The following is a 16,790-nucleotide window of genomic DNA, read 5'->3' as shown; positions in this document are numbered from 1 at the left end:
AGGGGCGCCCCGGAGGGCCTCGCCGCCTCCGCGGACGCCCCGCGCGTGTGCGCTCAGATCGCCTCGCACAGCGCCTGGTCGGCGAGGAGCAGGGCGTGCCAGTAGCGGTAGAGCCGGACGCCCTCCGAGTGCCCGGTGAACTCGCAGTACTGGATGGCGGCGGCGACGGCCTCCAGCGGCGGCAGAAACGCCGAGGGCAGCACGTCGGCGTCTCCCCCGGCCGAGGCCAGCTCACGCATCGCCTCGTGCGCCGTGGCGACCACGTCCCCCTCCAGCTCGGGGAGGTGCTCGCTCAGCGCCCGGTAGTACCTCAGATGCTCGCGCAACGCCGTCGCGAGGAGACTGCTCGGCTCTGCCATGGGGTCCTCCGTCGGAAAGTCGCACGAGACAAGGCAGGGTGTTCGGAAGCCCCCGCACGGAGGGGGCCAACCGGCCCCGGCACGACCGCGACCGGCCCCCCGCACGGGCCGACCGTCACCTCGTCAGGCCGACGGCACCGGCGCACGCTGACAGCATGACCGGCAACCAGAAAATCCAGAAGCCTCCACGCAACGGGTCATGGCATCCGAAAGGCTTCATGATCCTCACTCCGGCCCGGATCGAGGTCACGGCCGGAGAACAGTTCACCTCGTCCGTGACCGTGTGGCCCGCGGGACCACGGCACGTCGTGAACGCGTCAGCAGCCGCCGGATCGCCCGTACAGGTCGAGGTGAACGGTCACAAGGTGACGATCACCGGCCGCCTCGGACACGCGGGCGAGCAACTCGCCGTCCACGTGACCGTACGAGACGACACCACGGAAACCGCCCACGACACCCTGCTCATCGAGGCCACCCCGACCGACCGACGGGCGACCCCACCCGCACACTCCCCTACTTGTTGACCACCGTCAGAGGCAGCAACTTCTTCCCCGTCGGCCCGATCTGAATGTGCGTGTCCATCTGCGGGCAATTCACAAAGCACAAGCCCTCAGAGGTCGTTCTCTTTCCGAACCTCATGTGCGGATTCCGCTGGTCAGGGATGGGATGCAGCTGCCGCGGAAGTCTCGACTCGTTGCCGGTCGGGATGTTGTGGGGGTGGCGGATGCCGTCGATGCGGGCGGTTCTGGAAGCGCGGCGGAAAGCCGCGGCAGTTCGGGTGGGCGAACTTGAAGCCGAACTGGTGCGGGTGCGGGCGGACTTGGCGGACGCGGAAGAGGTCCTCAGGCACCGGGTGATCGGCTTGGAGCAGTATCTGGAGGCACTGGCCGAGGAAGCGCCCGCCGTGGTGGCTGTCGGGTCGTCCCGCAGGAAGCCGGTCGGGCCGCGACGCGCGGTGCCGCACCGGGAGAACGCGGTCAGTGTCGGGGACCTGTCAGTGGACTACCAGGCGTTGATGGCCGCGGCCCTGGACGCGGGCGCCGAGGGGCTGGGTGCCCGCCGGGCTGCGGTCGTGCTGGGCTGGGACAGCGCCTCCGTCTCCCGCGTCGAGGGCGCGAGGGCCCGGTTGAAACGGCTGGTGGAACGGGGCTGGCTGGTCGAGGAGAAGCCGGGCAGGTTCATGCTGCCGACGCTGGGACAGAATGCCGCTGAGGGTGGGCGGCCAGCCGGCGGCTCATGAGCGTGGTCATCGACCACAGGATGACGGCTTCGCTGGTGTCGGTGCGCCGTTCGTAGTCACGGACCAGGCGACGGCTGCGCAGGAACCAGGCAAAGGATCTTTCCACGACCCAGCGGCGGGTCAGGACCTGAAAACCTTGGACATCGTCGCTGCGGCGGACGACGTCGATGACGAGACCGAGGTGCTGGGCAGCCCAGTCCTGGAGGTGCCCGCGGTAACCGCCGTCGGCCCAGATCCGCGAAAGCCGCCGCAGCTGCATCTTTGCCGCGGGCAGCAGGATGCGGGCGGCGTCCCGGTCGGTCGTGGACGCTGGCGTGACCAGCACGGCCAGAAGAAGCCCGAGAGTGTCGGTGAGCAGGTGCCGCTTGCGTCCATTGATCTTCTTCCCTGCGTCGTAACCCCGTGAAGCGAAGGCGACGGTGGCGTCCGCCTTCACCGACTGCGAGTCCACTACGCCCGCACTCGCCTCCTCCGCACGGCCCTCCAAACGCCGGACGGTCCCGCGCAGCCGGTCGTGCAGCTCGGCCACCAGCCCGGTGTCCCGCCAGCGGGCGAAGAAGGCATACACGCGAGGCCAGGGCGGAAAGTCGGCCGGCATCGCCCGCCACTCGATGCCGTTGTCGACGAGATAGCGAACCGCGTCGATCATCTGCCGGTGGCAATATCCCTCCGGCCGCCCGCCCCGGCCCTCCAGCCACCCCGGCACCGGCAGCAGATCCCGCACCAGGGACCACTCCGCATCGCTCATGTCGGAGCCATACCGCGGCCGCCGGCCCGGCCGGTCAGCAGCGTTCCCGAACCGGTGAGCGAGACAGTCACACCCAAGAGTGGCCGGACTGGACCCGTCGGCCACCACCACGCAACACTTCAACACCAGGGCCTCTTGCAACTCGCTGGATTCGACAACCGCGAGCTACCAAGAGGCCCGTCCTTCATGCCTGGACACCGCTCAACTCACCCGAACCAGGACCCTGTTCGAACCACACCGACCACACGAGCGCATTGAGAACAGGCAGTCACCAGTTGCACCGTAGGGCGGCGATGTCAGACGAGCGTGGCGGCGATGTCTGGAAGGGCGAGGAAGTTCGCAGGCTGCATCCGCGCGCGGTGAAGCTGTTCGCCGGGCCGCGCGCGAGTCGAGTTGCCCTGAAGTGGTGGTCACCAGCAGGCGCGCGGTCGATGATGGCGGTATGGGGTGGTGGGGGAGGCTGCGTCCGTGGCTGGCGCTGGTCGGGCCGTTGATGGCTGTGGTGGTGCTCACCGCGGCGCCGGCGGGGGTGAAGGACGGCGAACTGCCGTGGCCCAAGTGGCTGGTGGCGGGGTTGGTGGCGGCGGGCGGGGTGCTGGTCGCTGTCTGGACACCCCTCGTCAAGGCCAGGACCGACGCGTTGGCCGCCCGCACCACACGCGCCGCTGAACGCGATGCGCGGGGCGAAGACGCGCTGCACCGGCTGCCCACACGTAAGGGCAGAGTCCAGCTGGTCGAGGAGGTCACCGATCGCGCGCTCCTGGGCATCCACGAAGCCATCCCGCTGCCCGCGGATAGGACCAACGGTCAGGGGCTGTCTGCGGAGTTGCCCACCTACGTTGCCCGCGACATCGACGCGGACCTGCGCACGGCGCTCGAAGCTCGCAGGAAGACCGGCGGGTTCGTGCTGCTGGTCGGTCCGGCCGCATCCGGCAAGACCCGCTGCGTCTACGAAGCCATCCGGGCCGTGCTCCCGCGCGGGCGCCTGTTCATGCCCGGCGACGCCGCCACCCTCACCGAACTCGTCACGGGCGGCGCCAACCTCAAGCACGGCGTCGTGTGGCTCAACGAGACACAGAACTTCCTCACCGGTCCGGACCGCCTCAAAGCCGCCACGGTTCGCCGTCTGCTGGCCGACAGCGCCCACCCTGTGATCCTGATCGGCACCATCTGGCCTACGACCTATGACCAGTTGCGCACCCCCGCCGCGGCCGTGGACGGCGGGGAGTCAGAAGACCTCAACAAGGACAGCCGTGACGTCCTGGAACTGGCCCGCCGATTTTCCCTCGGTTCCTGGAGCGAACAGGAGTGGGCGCGTGCCGGGGAGCTAACCTCAATTGACCCTCGGATCGAACGGGTGACGCGCCACCGCGGGCAGGCCGGGCTAACCCAGTTACTCTCGGCCGCCCCCGAACTCATCCACCGGTGGGAACAGGCGGACAGTCCCTTCGGCCAGGCCGTCATCACGGCCGCCGTGATCGCCCGGCGCTGCGGCCATCCCGACACAGTCCCCTCAGCCATCGTGGAGGCCCTCGCCCTGGAGTGCCTAACCGGACCCTGGCGTGCGGCTGCGAAGGACAGCTGGTTCCCCGAGGCGCTCACGTGGGCCTGCCAGCCCGTCCACCACAGCGGCGGCATCGCGCCCCTCCAGGCATGCGCAAAAACCATCGGGCAGATCGACGGCTACCAGGTCTCCGACATCCTCGTCGACCACGCCAGCCCGTCCGCTCCTGCCTCTCAACAACCGATCACCTCACGCGTGTGGACCCACCTCACCGACCTGGCCGCACCCGAGGCGTGCCTCTCAATCGGAATCGCCGCCTACCGTGCAGGCCAGTCAACTCATGCCCGCACGTCCTGGCAACGCGCCGCCGACGCCGGACACACCGCCGCCATGCACAACCTCGGCTTCCTCCTCGCCGAGCAGGGCGACACCGACAACGCCCGCACCTGGTACACCCGCGCCGCCGACGCCGGACACACCGACGCCATGGTCAACCTCGGCATCCTCCTGAAGCAGCAGGGCGACACCGACAACGCCCGCACCTGGTACACCCGCGCCATCGACGCCGGAGACACCGACGCCATGTACAACCTCGGCAACCTCCTCGCCGAGCAGGGCGACACCGACAACGCCCGCACCTGGTACACCCGCGCCATCGACGCCGGAGACACCGACGCCATGTACAACCTCGGCATCCTCCTCGCCGAGCAGGGCGACACCGACAACGCCCGCACCTGGTACACCCGCGCCGCCGACGCCGGACACACCGCCGCCATGTACAGCCTCGGCATCCTCCTCGCCGAGCAGGGCGACACCGACAACGCCCGCACCTGGTACACCCGCGCCGCCGACGCCGGACACACCGACGCCATGGTCAACCTCGGCATCCTCCTGAAGCAGCAGGGCGACACCGACAACGCCCGCACCTGGTACACCCGCGCCATCGACGCCGGAGACACCGACGCCATGTACAACCTCGGCATCCTCCTCGCCCAGCAGGGCGACACCGACAACGCCCGCACCTGGTACACCCGCGCCGCCGACGCCGGACACACCGACGCCATGTACAACCTCGGCATCCTCCTCGCCCAGCAGGGCGACACCGACGGCGCCCGCACGTCCTGGCAACGCGCCGCCGACGCCGGACACACCGACGCAGCGGATGCCTTGGCCACGCTCATGCAGCAGGAAGACAACTCCGCGCCCACTGCCAATCCACAGGAATAACGACACCGCAGACGAACCCTGCCAGCTAGGGCCGTTCTAAATAGCCGAAAGCTAACGAGATTCGCTCGTTCGCCCTGGGTTCCTGCACCGTCTTCCCGACGGTGGTCTTACTCGGCGCAGGCGTAGTGCTCTCATCGGCGTTCCCCAGCGCGATCACCAGCACAACCACGACAATGACGGACACTGCCGTCACCGCTCCCAGGCACCCCACAGACACGCACGCCCCCGGCCCTTCTTTTGCGGCGATCCAAGAGGAGGTCCCCAGCTCCCGGCAGGGGGTCGGCTTCCGCTCGGACCTCCCCACTGGGAACCCCAGCGGGGACCACCCGCCGGCGGTTCACCCGTAGGCGGCTGACTCTCTGGCACGTCGGCCTCCTTCGCAGCGGACACCACCACGCTAGGAAGCCGTGACTCCTCGCGCGAACCCGGCGCAGCCACTCGGGCGACCGCCGCCGCCCACCCTGCTCCTCGGGAGCTGTCAGTCCTCAACCCACTCCACCTCGGAGCAGACCGCTGAAGAGCCCCCAGACGGCGGCAGAGGCGTTCTCGGCGCATCTCTCACGAACTCCTGCCGCCGACCTTGGATGCCGAGCGCGTGCAGCGCAGCAGCCGCCTCATCCTCGCTGGCGTCCGCCAGAGCATCAGCGATCCGCCGCAACGCCTCGCTCACCTCAGTGCCCGTGCCCGCCGCCCGCAGCGTCCTTCTTGACTGTCAACGGCAGCAACTTCTTGCCGCTGTTACTTACTTGTGGCCAAGTATCCATCTGCGGTCACAACGGCTCGCGCATCCGCGAACCCATTTGCTGCCCTTTCCCTCTCGTCACATCAGTTTCACAGGCAGGCGCACAATCGAGTGAGCGCGCGCCCTCTGACACCCATACGCCCTTACCAGCCGGACTTGACACTGATACTACGGATCCCTGGAACCAGGGGGGATGCAAGTGACAAGCATCGATACGGGATCTGCCGGTGATACTGCGAACGATGGATCGCAGAGTGAAGGCGACAAAAGCGAAAGCAGGACCAGAATCCTGATCGCAGCTATTGGCGGGCTGGCACTGGTCGCTGCTGCGACTGTCACAGCCCTGCTTACTTTCCTCGGCGGCAACAACGGATCACCACCACCCACCACTGCCTCTGCCTCACCCCCCTCCGTCGCGACTGAAGACCCCTGCGACCTCAGACGGCTTGCCGACTCGTGGAATCAGCCTCCGTCGCAGCGCTACAACGAAACCCTCTTCGCCGGCCGCCGGGCACCTAACGTCTATACGCAGGTGGGTGGGCCGGAAGACAACCCAGAAATCAGCGTCAAGGGGCAGGTAAGCCTGGACATTCCTGCAGGCCAAGTCCTCTATCTCATCACGAGGCCTGACCCAGATTCCAAGGACGAGTACGGACACCCAGGGTCAAATAGATTCTATCCAGCCTCACCAGTCACCCCGACTTCCAGTGGCTGTTGGGAAGACGACAACCACTCAGTCGGCTATCCCGGCGCCAAGGGAATTAGTGAAACCTACATGCTCGTTCTCGTAGGATCCGACCAGGCGGCAAAATTCCCTGCCGATCGCAAGTCGAGGGACTGGGATGGATACAGCCAAGAGCAATGGCAAGCCATAACCAAGATCGACGTCATGAGCTTCCACGTTTCAACGGCCTGAAGAGTTGCCCCGGGCCCAGCTCTACCGACCAACACCGCGGTCAACCACGGGCGTAGACAGTCAACCCGCGATCCGGTTCACCTTCGTCACCTTGCACGTCACCTTCTGCGTGACTTGGTCCGAGCCACCGGCCGTGGTCTTCACCGTCTGGCCCGACGCAACCGTCAACGACAGGGCCGCGCCCTCTGACACGCGAATCCCGTTCGGGGCGTCGAACTCGACAGTGACGCTGTACGTCGAGGCCTTCGAAGTGTGGTTGTGGATCTCCAACCCGGCCGTGGGCAGCCGCGTTGTCGAGTCCACAGCGCATGACGTGACCTTCACGTCAGCTGATGGCTTGTGGCTGGGACTGTTGCTCGTCCCGACCGCGATCACCACCACAATCACGACAATGACGACCACTGCCGCCAGGGCGCCGAGGCACCCCCACAGACACGCACGACCCCGGCGCTGCTTTTGCGGCGGTGCGGGAGGCGGCCCCCACCCTCCAGGAGGGGCTTGGCCTTCGCTCGGGCGCCCCCACTGCGCACCGCTTCCTTGCGGCTCCCCTGTCGGCGGCTGACTCGGCGGCATGTCGGCCTCCTTCGTAGCGGACATCGCCACGCTAGGAAGCCCGAGATCATCTCGCGAGTTGGAGGCAGCCATGTGGGCTGGCGCCTGCCGGCGCGGATCGCGCCCCTCAAGGCCTGGCAGCCCCTAGACCCACTCCAGCCGAAGAGCCTCCACTCGGCGGCAGAGGCGTCCTCGGCGTCTCCTGCACGGGCGCCTGCCGTCCAGGCTGCGCCCCGAGCGCCCTCAGGACGGCAGCGGCCTCTTGCTCGCTGCCGTCCCCCAGCGCCGCCACGATGCGCCGCAACGCCTCACTCACCTCAGTGCGTGTGTCCGCTGGTCGGAGCGTCCTTCTTGACCGTCAGCGGCAGCAACTTCTTGCCGCTGTTGCTTACTTGTGGCCAAGTATCCATCTGCGGGCACACTCGAAGCCACAAATGAGGCCCGTGGCATCACTACTCCACTTCGATGCCGTAATCCTGGACGAGCTGCTCCAGTCCTCCCATGTACCCCTTTCCGCCCAGCACGAAGTCCCAGTCACCACTGGGTCTGTGGCGGAAAGAGCCGAGCACCAACGCCGTCTCGCCGATGCGGCCGTCGGAGACTTCGAGTCGATCAAGTTCGTTCATCGCAGGGTCCAGCAACCGCCCTTGAGGCGGCAGTCGCGCAGGGATCTTTCAGCCCTTCATGCGGGCGAAGGTGTGCTTGACGCGGGCCCGGACCTGCTTGTGGCTCCGGTTGTGTTCGTCTTTCCAGGCCGGGAGTTCTTCGCCTTTGCGGCGGCGGTGCGGGATGACGAGTCCGGTGCCTTGGTAGCCGCCGTCGGCGATGGTTATCGTCTTGCCGACGGCAGCCTTGGCGCCGGATTCTTCCCAGCCGCGGGAGTCGTGGCCGTTGCCCGGTACGGGCCGGCCGACCACGACGACCAGGCGGGTACCGGCGTCGATGATGACCTGCACGTTCGCGGAGAACCGGTAGTTGCGGCTCGAGGCGCCGACCTTGCGGTCGCGGACTGGGACCAGCGTGCCGTCGACGATCCACAACCGCTCCGTGGCATCGGCCGGACGCGAAGCCGGTGCGAGAGCGAGGAGGGGTCCGAGTCGCTGGATGACCCTGCACACCGTCGCCGGCGAGACCCCCAACAGCGGCGCGAGTTGCCTCATGGTGAGGTTCGTCCGGTAGTAGACGGCCACCACCAGCACCCGCTCGGCAAGCGGCAGACACCACGGCCGTCCGAGCCGCGGCCCATCGCCACCTCGCTCCCGCACCGCCTTCAGCAACCGCTCGAACTGCGTCATCCGCAGCCCCGTGAACGTCTCCACCCACAATGGATCAGCCCTCAACACCCCACGCATACAAGGGAAATGCCCTGATCACGGCCTTCTGCAACGCGCTTTAGCAGCGGAGTGCCGTGCCCGTCAATGATGAGAGGGCGATTCCAACCCAACTCCGGCCCCCGCCAAGGAGCCTCGCGCCTTCCTCTTCTCCGGCACCCCCAGGAGGAGCCAGCCACGCTCCATGGCCAGTCCAACTGTTCGGCACGCCCAGTCCGGCCGACAGGGCGACTCCTGAGACGGGTACCCCTACTGGGTGCCAGCGTGTGGCACAAGGTCTCGCACAACGTCGGCTGGTCCGGCCTCTTCGACTGCTCGCCACCACAGATGGCCCCGGCTCAGCCAACAGTGACTCGATCAGCGACCACGCTTCGTCCGCCACAATCCACGATGGCAAGTACTTCTTCCTCCAAGGCCTCAGCAACGAGCGCTGAGGCCGCCAGCCGCATGATCAACCACTTCCGCAGGACACCAGGAGTCAGCGGGCGAGCCTACGTACCCACCTGGAGGAGCCCACCCTCCACAGCACCCCTCGATCAATACAGATTCCACGGACTCCCCAGAGCATTGAAGATCACCCGGGACGGGAAGAAGGTTTCAACTGCACGTTCCATGATCGATTGAGATCGATCTCCTACAAAAGCTCACCGACTGCACTCGGCATCAACAGTTACCCCGCGCTTACGACTGGGATAGTTTCTGGACGCAAAAGGCTTCCATACCGCCCCAGCAGTCCTCACGCCCCACAGCCTTGGGGGGTCCGTGTTGTCACGCCTCGCCATCTCGGGAAGGCTTCCGGAGTCTACTCGACGTCCACATCCAAGAGGCGCTACGGTACGGCCATGCGGTCTCGGCAGGACGAAAACAATACACGAGCGACGAGGGTCAACCCGGGGCCCTTCAGACCCTCTCGCCCTAAACGTATAGAGTAATTAATTCATATCAGGCTCATGTTCGAATGATCGCAACTCATTTCCGGAGGCGAATCCGTGACGACTGCCGCCACTCAACTGTCACCAGACTTGGATAAGGCTGGTTCGGCCGACGGCAAGGGCGGGACCCCACCCACACCTTACGGAGCCTGCGCCATGATGGTGAGTGACGCGGACTGTGACCTCGATGCCATCACATGGTCGATGAAACTCGCATCAGTGCGGCGTTACTATCATCAACGCTTTTGGGAGGATGAGACAAAAGAGGCCGAGTACGCCTCAAGGATCGAACCAGACCCGCGGCTGGAGAGCGTGGCGGAGCACAGTTGGCATGTCGCGGATGCCGTTTTGATCCTGGCACCACGTTTTCCTCTAATCGATATCGGTCGGGCTCTTGCATTGTCGGTGCTCCACGACAAGATGGAGATCAAGATCGGTGACTGGAGTCCAGTAGGCCGCGACGGCACCGGCGATAAGACACACGCCTTCGACACTGAGAGACGCAAGAGCAAGGAAGACGCCGAGCGGAAAGCAATCGAGCAATATCTCAGGATGCTGAGTCCCGCCGCTAGCGAGCTCCAGCAGCCGATGTTCCATGAGCTACTGGAAGGCCGAACAGATGAAGCGAAGTTCGTCAAAGCGGTCGACAAGTTGCAGGCCCTCGTCTATGTCGTGGTCAAGAAATCTGGCCGCATGAACAAAAACCATCTGCGATTTACTATGCGTTATAGCGAGAAGGTTATGATCTGGCCTGGTCTTGAGCTGCACCTTACGCGAATGAGGGAACGACTCTTTGCCTCTATTGCAGACAATCAGAAGAAGCCGATCGAGGAAATCAAGGCATGGGCAAAGACTGAACAGATGACGTTATTTGAGGACTGAGACATCCGCCTCCCAGGTATGAACTCGTCAAGGGGCAAACCAATGGTTGCAACTGGGAGTGGCAGCACAAGGAATATTCTTCTAGACTTCTTGGATCGGGATGGCCGGGAGATGTGGGGGACGTTCCGCGACTTCTCCAACCTTCAACACAGGAAGTTCCTGTCGGCCGGCCTCACAGCAGCATGTTTCCTCTGTCGTGAGTACTGCATCCTGCCACCCGTATTTCTTACTCTAGACCCAATTGTGCGCAATCTACTTCAAACAAGAGCCACATATCTGGATGAGCGGATCATCCGACTGCCGTTGAAGGACGACAGCCTCGAAACCTGGATCGGAAAATCGCAACGCCAGTACAAGGGCCATGCAGGTTGGGCTGCGGAAGTCACTGCTCCTGCTGGCCTAAAGTTCCTCCAGCGACACGCCTCATCCATCATCGCGCGCGAGTCAGACGTGTCGTACTCCCTGACCTCCGGCTGGGAGGAGGGACCCGACGCCGATCAATTCTGGATCCCCACGACCCGGCTGGTGCGCCCCGCCCTTCTGGAACAGGCACGGACGATTCCTCGTAGGTTGCTTGATGGCAACTCTGCGGTTACCTGGGCCCGCATCCGGTCCGATCTTGCATCGTCCACGCCGCGGGAGGACGACTTCCTGCGACGGGCACTCCAGCATGAATACTTCAAGATCTATATCAGCGAATACGATCTCGCCGTATTAGACGGGCTGCCGATTCAGCGCATCAACTTCAGCGCTGCACCGTCCGATCCCTATTACCATTTTGACTGTTTTCGGGCCGCGATGCGTACCGCTGGGCTAGACCCGCTGGTCTTAAATCTCAGCGCCGAGTCTCTTTGCCGACTTCGGTCGACGTATGGCCACCATCAATTCATTGCGGCCTACCGGCAGTTGACCCAGGTGGCTACGACCTCGCGCGAGGTCGAATATTCCCTGGCTCAACCTCTGCGCTCCCGCGATTGGGCGAAGGATAGGGAACTCAGCCTGCTTGCAGTGCAACCCCCCAGCACCAATGGCATCGTCCTCGACGATGCACAGCTCGAACGGGTCGAGGAAAGACTGATCGTACTCGCTACGCACGCAGCAAGTGGATATGCCAGGATCGCCGAGAACGGCGGTCGAAGACAGAGAGAAGGCTCAATGGTTGCGGTTCACGCCACCGAACCCGTCAAACAGCCCTGGGTGGGAGTCTTCGTCGCACTCCGTGAGGAACTGGAGATACTCCAGAGCCGATGGAACCTGACAAACGCATACGGAGACACTACTTGGAACGGGACCGCGGGCGGCCGGCCGGTCCGAGTGCTGTGTGCACAAGGTGCGGGTCGAGTACGCGCAGCTGTCGAAATGTCTCACTTCCTTAGCGGGCTAGACGATTTGCCCGATCTAATCATCGTGCTCGGAATAGCCGGAGGTTTCACCGAGACCGACTCAATCAACCGGGGTGACGTCATTGTCGCCGACAACGTGGCGGACCTGGGCACGCGAAAGCTGCGGGCGGGGGCCGACGGTGATACGCCAGAGTTTCGGATTGCACCATATATATGCGCCCCGGAACTGACACAGGCTCTCAACTCCGGATCATTCAACGAACGCCAGTGGGCAAACAACGTAGCCCGCGAAAACGACTGGCCGCGTGAACTCCTGCCGCGAATCCACCATGGCACCATCATCTCTGTGGATGAAGTGGTGAGTACGGACGAATGGCGTCAGCACCTGCTGCAGGCGTGGCCTAAGGCCTGCGGCGTCGAAATGGAAGCGGGTGGTGTGATGGCGGCCGCTCAAAGATTCAGCAAGATCCCGGTTTCCGTCGTCCGAGGAGTGAGCGATCTTGCGAATCCGCTAAAAGCCGACGACGAGTGGCGCAAGCGTGCCATGCGTGCTGCTGCATCCGTAACCGAGCAAGCCCTCAATATTCTGACGCCTGGATGGAACTGAACTGGTCACCGCATGGAGGGGCCACCCGGCCTCAGCAACTTCGGATCATCGTAGAACTCTGCGTCTCGTCGCCGGACTAGGTCTGAGAAAAGCTGCCACGAAATGATGTCGCGATACTTGAAGCCCGAGCTCGATAGCGTCACCACGCCGTCATCTCTGGTGGCCAAGCCTAGGTCCACAGCCTCAGCCAATACAACTTCGCACTCGCGTCGCAGGTTCGGCTCCGCCTGCTCGAGCAGGCGTCTGACGTCCAGCCGGAACATATCGAGAACAAGACGCTTGCGAATTCGCTCCGCATCGTCATAGACGAAACCATAGTCGACGACTATATCACCCCCGCGCGCCCCAAGGTATCTTTGCATCGCCCTCGCGGATGGATGCAGCGGGATATTACGCAAATAGTCGACGGTGTTAGTGTACGTCCTGGCGCCCAGGCCTACGCCGAGAACCGGCACTCCGGAAAACTGAAGCCTCTTTTGCAGATATCCGCCATTTTCTGTACGGAATCGAACGTTACTCTCTTGTCGGTATCCAGCCGACAGAATAAGCTCACGCGCGGCATCGTATCTAGAGTAAAGGGCCGGATCACGCCGATAGCTGTACCTACCTGTACGACTGAACCAAGCATCTGGGCGGATTGTAAGCATGTAGGTCGAGATCGTCTCGGGTGAAAACGCCAGCACACCACGAACTGAGGACAACCACGATTCATCGGTCTGACCCAGGAATCCCATAATAAGATCAACGCTGAGATTTCGGACCCGTGCTTCACGTACTGAATCGATGGCTCCTCGAATGACAGTTACACCGGCTAGATTACGGCCCGCATGTTTCAATTCGCCGCCATCGAGCGACTCAATCCCGAGATTGATCCGGTTAAGTCCCATAGCCACCAGGTCTTTGAGGAAGGAATAGCCGTCACTTCCTGAAAGCGAATCGGGGGACGCCTCCATACAGAACTCCTCCACACCCGATAAATCGACGTGCAGCCGATCCAAGGTGCGGATGATTCTCTCGAAATGACGCACATCCAGCAGGCTCGGCGTGCCTCCACCAAAATAGACTGTCCGGATCTTCCGCGCCTGGAGGACATCCGCATAAGCCGACAACTCTTGGCACACAGCGTCAACATACGCGTCGTAAAGGGAATGCGATGTAGATGTGATCGTGTACAGATTGCAAAATCCACACTTGTACCGACAGAAGGGCATATGCAGATAAAGGTTGAGGTCGTTTTCAGGCGTGTAGTCAAGATCGGTCGCCCAGATCGCCTGTGCGCTCCGGGGCATTGACAATGGCCTGTATGCAGACCTTGGCGGATAGGTATAAACAAACGGAGGTATCGCTTCTCCCTCAACGTGTACACGCAGCTCGCCATCGCTACTGAAACTCATGACGTTGGCACCTCCACTCGCTTTCCGGTCACAGTTCAAACTCCCTGCACTGCGAACTGCCCCATCGCTGGCCCGGTAGATACACCGAACAAGGAAATCCCAACGCCCTTCTCTATCTTGCTCAACAGCAACCTCGCCTCGATGGGTAGATCAGCGATCAGTCGAACGTCTCGAATTTCTTCTTGCCATGTCCTGAATATATTGCGCGTTCCTCTACTAGTGTCATGGACCTCGATGTCACCAAGACCTGTAAGCACGTCGAGTTTACCGACAACCAGGTGCGTTGCATCGTTAATCTCGGCCGCAGTGCACAACTGATGGATGTCCATCCATCCGCAACGTCGCAATTCACCTCTTGAGGTGTCCAGTTCATCTCCTTTCTCCTGCAGCGTACGCAGTTGAGGCCCGAAGACTTCCGTAAGAAAGGGTCCGTTTCCAAGCTTCGTTAGGTAAGCAGTGGCGAGTAGGAAGACCCGACCAATCGATCGGTGACCGATCCCCAGCCCGGTGAGGACCGCTCCAACGGTCGTGTTGGACGAGGTGACGTACGGGTAGTCGCCGTGATCGAGGTCGAGGAAAGTGCCTTGACCGCCTTCCGCAACGGCATACGCACCAGCCGCCAACGCCCTACGTAAAATCACTCCGGTATTAGTGATGTTCGCACCCATAGCTTCTACAAGTTCCTGGCAGAACGCCCGATCCTCTTCGGGAAGCTTGCGAAGCTTGTCGGGAAACACCAGGTCGCCGACACGGGTTCCCGTCCGTCCTGTCTTCGCGACCAAGGCCGGCCCTACGCCTTTACCTGTCGTTCCGAGACGGGCAGAGGTTGCCCGATCCGCATCGATGTGCTCTTGAGTAATGACGTGTGCCGCCTTGGACAGGTACACCGAGTCGATAGTCAGTCCTAAAGCGACGCGGGCCGCGAGCTCGTCGAGCAGAGTCCTCGCATGTACCACTACCCCGTTACCGATCAACGAAAATTCAGATGTGATGCCACCAGCCGGCAGCATTCTGAACTCGATTTTCTTTCCGTTGACAAGTAGCGAATGTCCCGCATTGGGACCGCCCTGGAATCTCGCGCAAAATGCAGCTTTGCTGCTTAGGATTGCGGAGAGCTTGCCCTTTCCTTCATCTCCCCATTGGGCACCCAGTACCACATCAATTGGCATCGGGCACCCCCGGCATGTCAGTAGCCTTTGGCTCCAGCCGATGCCCTAGTCGGAGATTAGAAACGAGCTCATCGAGTCGTCGGAACATCCGCTCACCGCCATCGGACAGGTCATTACTGACGACCTGATCGAAAGCATATCCAACCATTTTCCGCTCCGCGCTGTTGCCGTGCACAGGCGAGGTTTGGCGTGTGATCTTCACGACGATACCGCCGACACTTCGGATGTAATCTGCCTCTTCCGGGAATCGGACGTCTGAAACAACCATTGGGTCAGCTCCTGCGGCTGCGACAGACTCGATGATGACCTGCAACCAATAGTTGGGAGAAGAGTGCCGGACCCGGAAATCAGTCCACCAGATCAGTCCGTCTCGAAAATCCTCTTTCTGGCTCTCGTCGTATTGGAAGCCATGCAGTCTAACCATGGCATCGACCTCTGCCTTGACAGCAGCCCCGACAGAACATTCACGAAAGTGGTGAGCTTCGACCAGATATCGAGCTGCCGTGGTCTTACCGGCCCCCGGCCGATCCGATGCCAAACCAATGATTGGTGGCTGATCGCTGTAGATCGTCACGCCGCGCTCCCGTGGACTTGACCATGTCGCGAGAAACGGTGTTGCACTGACTGTTCTACCGAGGTGCGACACCTACGTTACGCCTTAAGCAACGGTCCCGATACCCGTAGTTCAGTAAAACCATGACGTAGACGCCCGGATACCATGCTCCCATAATTGCACGACCCGCCTCTTACACCCCCGTTGGGAAATTTAGCCAGCACCTTGCGCGCCGCGACAGCAGTACTGAATTTCCAACCCCGACACGTCCGAAATTCGCTGCATGCCTACGCCCGAAAGTTAACCTTTGATCGACGCCTCATGACTCTGTCTAGTCGCCATTCTGGATGGTCAGTCTGCCGCAGTGGCAGGAACAGAGGGTGGCGCCGTTTCAGCATAGAAGATGAATTGCCATGCGAGTACCGCAGTCGCGGCGGCTTCTGCGAGCGAGACAACGAAGAGAACTGCTGGCGGCGAGGAGGAGCACCAGAACACAGTGACGCCCGCTGCAGCCGTGCCACAGAACGTCAACAGGTCCGCGCAAAGCTGCAAGAGCTTGCGCAGTCGTCGCTTCGGATCGATGCGATGAGCCGACTCCCAGCCAAACACAGATGCCGATCCGGTAAGGTCGGCTAGCCGCGGGTCGAGTTCTTCTCGCACATATCGACCTATGGGCGAAACTTTTTGGTCATTGGCAAGATAAGTCCACCTCAGAACCAGGCAAGCCGCAGGTAGGAGCAATAGCAGCGACAACCGACCTGACTGGGCCCCAGCAACCGCCACGGCCGCAACCGACGCCAAGGTCGCGTACAACAGATTGTCCCTGAACCCTATCCGGCTCCGTTGCTCCTCCTTGAGCTGCTGATACTCCAGAAGCAACAACTGCCCGACGAGCACCACTGGTTGGGTCATTCTTCCTCCGCGTGAGTTCAGTCGAGTCCTTCCCGCTCAACTGGCCCTGCACGCTCCGGATCTTGCGAAAATGCATCCACCGTCGTCACAGCCCTTCGCCACGTGATGGGCTTTCGACTACCCGAATCGTTGAAACGACCAGGATGGATCTTCGGCTTGCCGATGATCAAAACTCGGGAGCCGGGTAGGCGAAGTGCGTCTCCCGATCAGGAAAGCCGATGCGGCAACTCTGCAGGCCTCGCTCACCCACGGCAGCCTGTCAGCACTCGATCAAATACGGAGCGCACGTCAGTGCATATGATCGCTGGGCGCTGGCAGAAAGTTCTGGACCAGCACAGCAACAACTTCTTCCCCCTAGGCCCGATTTGTCCGAGTGAGT

The 16,790-nt window shown here is 62.5% G+C and carries 13 protein-coding genes and 2 pseudogenes; 6 read left to right on the top strand and 9 right to left on the bottom strand.

Annotated features, from left to right (window positions below; genetic code table 11):
• Nucleotides 1-53: 53 nt before the first annotated feature.
• Nucleotides 54-359: a hypothetical protein gene (locus MQP27_RS00890; protein ID WP_242759138.1), complete on the bottom strand. Its 306-nt coding sequence runs from the start codon at nucleotides 357-359 to the stop codon at nucleotides 54-56.
• A 218-nt stretch (nucleotides 360-577) separates the two neighbouring features.
• Between MQP27_RS00890 and MQP27_RS00885 the strand changes: the two genes are divergently transcribed.
• Both MQP27_RS00885 and MQP27_RS00880 read left to right on the top strand, forming a co-directional pair.
• Nucleotides 578-883, top strand: a complete 306-nt coding sequence (locus MQP27_RS00885) for a hypothetical protein (RefSeq protein ID WP_242759136.1) — start codon at nucleotides 578-580, stop codon at nucleotides 881-883.
• A 209-nt stretch (nucleotides 884-1,092) separates the two neighbouring features.
• Complete coding sequence (locus MQP27_RS00880) at nucleotides 1,093-1,599, top strand: hypothetical protein (RefSeq protein ID WP_242761306.1); 507 nt, start codon at nucleotides 1,093-1,095, stop codon at nucleotides 1,597-1,599.
• Here the strand turns inward: MQP27_RS00880 and MQP27_RS00875 are convergent.
• A complete protein-coding gene (locus MQP27_RS00875; protein WP_242759134.1) occupies nucleotides 1,538-2,347 on the bottom strand; it encodes an IS5 family transposase in 810 nt (269 codons plus the stop codon). The genes MQP27_RS00880 and MQP27_RS00875 overlap by 62 nt on opposite strands.
• Before the next feature lie 442 nt (nucleotides 2,348-2,789).
• Here MQP27_RS00875 and MQP27_RS00870 point away from each other — a divergent pair, with 442 nt between their 5' ends.
• Both MQP27_RS00870 and MQP27_RS00865 read left to right on the top strand, forming a co-directional pair.
• Nucleotides 2,790-5,078, top strand: a complete 2,289-nt coding sequence (locus tag MQP27_RS00870; protein ID WP_242759128.1) for a tetratricopeptide repeat protein — start codon at nucleotides 2,790-2,792, stop codon at nucleotides 5,076-5,078.
• A gap of 941 nt (nucleotides 5,079-6,019) precedes the next feature.
• Nucleotides 6,020-6,736: a hypothetical protein gene (locus MQP27_RS00865; RefSeq protein ID WP_242759124.1), complete on the top strand. Its 717-nt coding sequence runs from the start codon at nucleotides 6,020-6,022 to the stop codon at nucleotides 6,734-6,736.
• A gap of 60 nt (nucleotides 6,737-6,796) precedes the next feature.
• Here MQP27_RS00865 and MQP27_RS00860 read toward each other — a convergent pair whose 3' ends face one another.
• From MQP27_RS00860 to MQP27_RS00850, 3 genes and pseudogenes are all read right to left on the bottom strand, one after another.
• The gene (locus MQP27_RS00860) at nucleotides 6,797-7,138 is read right to left on the bottom strand and encodes a hypothetical protein (protein WP_242759122.1); all 342 of its coding nucleotides are present in this window, start codon (nucleotides 7,136-7,138) and stop codon (nucleotides 6,797-6,799) included.
• Nucleotides 7,139-7,740: 602 nt separating this feature from the next.
• Nucleotides 7,741-7,932, bottom strand: a pseudogene (locus MQP27_RS00855) (TerD family protein); the annotation flags it as partial.
• Nucleotides 7,911-8,640, bottom strand: a pseudogene (locus MQP27_RS00850) (transposase family protein). The pseudogenes MQP27_RS00855 and MQP27_RS00850, both read right to left, overlap by 22 nt.
• Nucleotides 8,641-9,608: 968 nt before the next feature.
• Here MQP27_RS00850 and MQP27_RS00845 point away from each other — a divergent pair.
• Nucleotides 9,609-10,433, top strand: coding sequence for an HD domain-containing protein (locus MQP27_RS00845; RefSeq protein WP_242759121.1), 825 nt, complete (start codon nucleotides 9,609-9,611; stop codon nucleotides 10,431-10,433).
• Nucleotides 10,434-10,736: 303 nt separating this feature from the next.
• Nucleotides 10,737-12,383, top strand: coding sequence for a 5'-methylthioadenosine/S-adenosylhomocysteine nucleosidase family protein (locus tag MQP27_RS00840; RefSeq protein WP_242759118.1), 1,647 nt, complete (start codon nucleotides 10,737-10,739; stop codon nucleotides 12,381-12,383).
• Between the two features lie 5 nt (nucleotides 12,384-12,388).
• Here MQP27_RS00840 and MQP27_RS00835 read toward each other — a convergent pair whose 3' ends face one another.
• The 4 genes from MQP27_RS00835 to MQP27_RS00820 form a co-directional block, all read right to left on the bottom strand.
• Nucleotides 12,389-13,777 carry a coproporphyrinogen-III oxidase family protein gene (locus MQP27_RS00835; RefSeq protein WP_242759116.1) on the bottom strand — a complete coding sequence of 463 codons (1,389 nt, stop codon included), beginning with the start codon at nucleotides 13,775-13,777 and terminating at the stop codon, nucleotides 12,389-12,391.
• A 35-nt stretch (nucleotides 13,778-13,812) separates the two neighbouring features.
• On the bottom strand, nucleotides 13,813-14,946 hold the full coding sequence (locus MQP27_RS00830) for an adenylosuccinate synthetase (protein ID WP_242759114.1): 1,134 nt from the start codon (nucleotides 14,944-14,946) through the stop codon (nucleotides 13,813-13,815).
• Nucleotides 14,936-15,520: a nucleoside/nucleotide kinase family protein gene (locus MQP27_RS00825; RefSeq protein WP_242759112.1), complete on the bottom strand. Its 585-nt coding sequence runs from the start codon at nucleotides 15,518-15,520 to the stop codon at nucleotides 14,936-14,938. The genes MQP27_RS00830 and MQP27_RS00825 overlap by 11 nt, the downstream gene beginning before the upstream one ends.
• 330 nt (nucleotides 15,521-15,850) lie before the next feature.
• The gene (locus MQP27_RS00820; protein WP_242759110.1) at nucleotides 15,851-16,411 is read right to left on the bottom strand and encodes a hypothetical protein; all 561 of its coding nucleotides are present in this window, start codon (nucleotides 16,409-16,411) and stop codon (nucleotides 15,851-15,853) included.
• Nucleotides 16,412-16,790: the final 379 nt, after the last annotated feature.

The organism is Streptomyces cylindrosporus, from assembly GCF_022698165.1.
GTDB lineage: Bacteria > Actinomycetota > Actinomycetes > Streptomycetales > Streptomycetaceae > Streptomyces > Streptomyces cylindrosporus.
Note: the sequence above shows the minus strand (reverse complement) of the source record. Positions and strands in the feature narration are given on the sequence as shown.